Origin of the sequence: Paludibacterium sp. (assembly GCF_019232825.1) — a bacterium.
GTDB lineage: Bacteria > Pseudomonadota > Gammaproteobacteria > Burkholderiales > Chromobacteriaceae > Paludibacterium.
This window is the reverse complement of sequence record NZ_JAFAND010000064.1, coordinates 1-2,219: the sequence shown is the minus strand read 5'-3', so window position 1 is coordinate 2,219 and position 2,219 is coordinate 1. Positions and strand designations below refer to the sequence as shown.

The window sequence follows — 2,219 nt, the reverse complement described above, 5'->3', positions numbered from 1 at the left end:
TTGTCGACCTAAATGCTCCCGAGGATGGCGGGGCCGAGCTATCCCAATGGCCGCTGCCACTCATCAAAGCTGAAGCGATTCATCAGCATCGACTTTGGGACGCAGCGCGCCCATTGAGTCGAGCGGAGCAGGATGATCTAAGGTCGGTATGGGCCACTTTGCGAAAGGAAAACGCACCTCTCCGGGTTTTGACGAAAGCCTTAAGAATTGTGTCGGCCAAAATCGATTATTTTGATGAGCAGTTGCTCGCTTGCGCCGAGGAAAAGTGGAGGCCAGCCGCTTACGTTCTCGGCATGTGCCTCGGAGAGCAGCTTTTCGAGCGCATATTTCAGACGGGCGACCGACTGCTCGCGTCGCGTATATCGCCACTTTCGAAGGCCGGAAAGCTTGAGGTGAAGGGCGACCCTTATCGGTTGAAATCCTGCCGGGTTCGCCGGAACCCAATTCCGGCATACTGAGGCAAGGGCCGCTTAGGGTCGAGCCTGTGTGAAAACGCGACCCGCCCCACAGCACACAATAAAATCCATCATTCCCGGGCGGAGGGAGCCAAGCGACCGCAGACCCGGGAACCCAGCCGCACTACGCTTTACGCTGGGTTTTCAAATAGATGCGTCCAGGTCAGAGCGGCTGGCTTCCCGGTTCTCCAGCGTGCTTGCGCACGCTTCCGCCCGGGAATGACGGATAAAAAGGGGGAAATGTGTGGATCGGATGCGACCACCAGGCGGAGCTCGGCGACGATCTCAGCGGCTTCCATCGAGCCTTCGCAAGCCTTTGGGAGCGATGGCGACGATGAGAAACCCTAGGGTGCCCATCACCGCGCACATTGTCAGGACGAGCGTGCGGATCAGCGGGTCGTGATGGAGATAACTCCATACGGCCATACCCGCGCAACAAAGGATGATCCCGATCGTCGAGACGATTCCGACCCAGCCGATCAACTGGCCGATCCGATCCACAAAGCTGAGTCCGGCGCGATTTGATGCGCGAGTCATGGCCAGCCCTCGTTCGACTAATGACGATAGCATCACTGTCGCGCCCTATCCCGGACAATTCCGTCGAAAGCGCTCAGAACAATCCCAGCCCCTTGAAGCTGGCCACGCCGTCGCGGCCTGCCTCGACCTGCGTCATGTCGATGTCGGCCCGGCTGAGGCGGGGATCGCCCGAGGGGTGGTTGTGCACCAGGATCACCGCCGAGGCCGCCAGCTCCAGCGCCCGGCGCGTCACCTCGCGCGGATAGACCGGCGCGTGGTCGACCGCGCCGCGGTTCATCACCTCGTCGGCGGTCAGCTGGTTCTTCTTGTCGAGGAAGAAGCCGCTCGTTCCGGAACTATCCCGCAAGCGGACGCGCCGATGTCCGCTGAGGGGGTGGCTTTCGGACATTGAGCGCAGCCCCTGTTTCGGACATGCTTTTCCTGCCGCGGGAGGGCGACCCGGCTCGGGAGGGGCTTCATGCTGCAGCGGTTGACGTGGCTCTGCAGGGGGCCGGCGGTGATCTTCGCGACGCTGTTCCTGCTAGCCGGCGCCTATTTCGGTTCAAGCCGGGATTTTGGGACGTTTCTGTCCGCGATTCCGGTAATGGCGCCCCTGTTCCTCAGCGCCCTCGCCGCCACGCTGTAGGCCAATCGCAGGAAGATCGAGCGCAGTCGCGCTGTGGTTGCGTCGGTGCTGATGTGCCTGACGCCGGTGGCCTACCTTTGCTCTTACAGCGCGGCCCAACGGATCCGCTTCCTGCGCTGGGCGCCCGCGCACTATCGCCAATTGGAGCAGGCGTCGACGAAGGACGGGATCATCATGGGCTCGTGCATTTAAAATGCGTTGGATGATTTGTTTTTATGCGTGAACTTTCCAGCAATCGACATTGGGCGCCAGCCACCCATATGCCCTCAAGTCTGTGGGGGCGGTTCATGGGCAAGCGCGGCCCGTGCGAATGCCGGAGGGTGAGACTCAGGCGACTCGGTAGATACAATCGAATCAAAACGAAAACGGAGTTCGTCATGCATATCATATATGTCCACGGCTTCAACAGTACAGGAACTGGCAGCGACAAATACCTGATGCTGGTTGACAGGTTCGGAAAAGATCACGTTTCGACCCTCGATCTTCCGTATGCGCCCATGCAAGCCATTGCGGCTCTCGAAGACCTCATCGCCGAGATCAATAAGAATGATGACAACATCATTTTAGTCGGCACATCGCTCGGCGGCTTCTACGCCACATAT

4 protein-coding genes and 1 pseudogene are annotated in these 2,219 nt (G+C 59.8%); 3 read left to right on the top strand and 2 right to left on the bottom strand.

Translation table 11 applies throughout. The annotated features are described in order from the left end of the window. Window positions 1-458: DUF3658 domain-containing protein (locus tag JOZ06_RS08225; RefSeq protein WP_293231168.1), on the top strand; the 458-nt coding region annotated here is incomplete at its 5' end. 282 nt (window positions 459-740) lie between these two features. On the opposite strand, the gene JOZ06_RS08220 is transcribed toward JOZ06_RS08225, so the two are convergent. Both JOZ06_RS08220 and JOZ06_RS08215 read right to left on the bottom strand, forming a co-directional pair. Beyond that, the gene (locus JOZ06_RS08220; RefSeq protein WP_293231165.1) at window positions 741-992 is read right to left on the bottom strand and encodes a hypothetical protein; all 252 of its coding nucleotides are present in this window, start codon (window positions 990-992) and stop codon (window positions 741-743) included. Between the two features lie 130 nt (window positions 993-1,122). Continuing rightward, window positions 1,123-1,308: pseudogene (locus JOZ06_RS08215) on the bottom strand (JAB domain-containing protein); the annotation flags it as partial. A 141-nt stretch (window positions 1,309-1,449) separates the two neighbouring features. Here JOZ06_RS08215 and JOZ06_RS08210 point away from each other — a divergent pair. After that, window positions 1,450-1,617 (top strand): hypothetical protein, encoded by a 168-nt coding sequence (locus JOZ06_RS08210; RefSeq protein WP_293231159.1) that lies wholly within the window; start codon window positions 1,450-1,452, stop codon window positions 1,615-1,617. A 377-nt stretch (window positions 1,618-1,994) separates the two neighbouring features. After that, window positions 1,995-2,219: YqiA/YcfP family alpha/beta fold hydrolase (locus JOZ06_RS08205; protein ID WP_293231157.1), on the top strand; the 225-nt coding region annotated here is incomplete at its 3' end.

Excerpts from the sequence above, each read along its gene's own strand:
- JOZ06_RS08220 (WP_293231165.1), bottom strand. The coding sequence starts at position 992 with ATGACTCGCGCATCAAATCGCGCCGGACTCAGCTTTGTGGATCGGATC.
- JOZ06_RS08210 (WP_293231159.1), top strand. The coding sequence starts at position 1,450 with ATGCTGCAGCGGTTGACGTGGCTCTGCAGGGGGCCGGCGGTGATCTTC.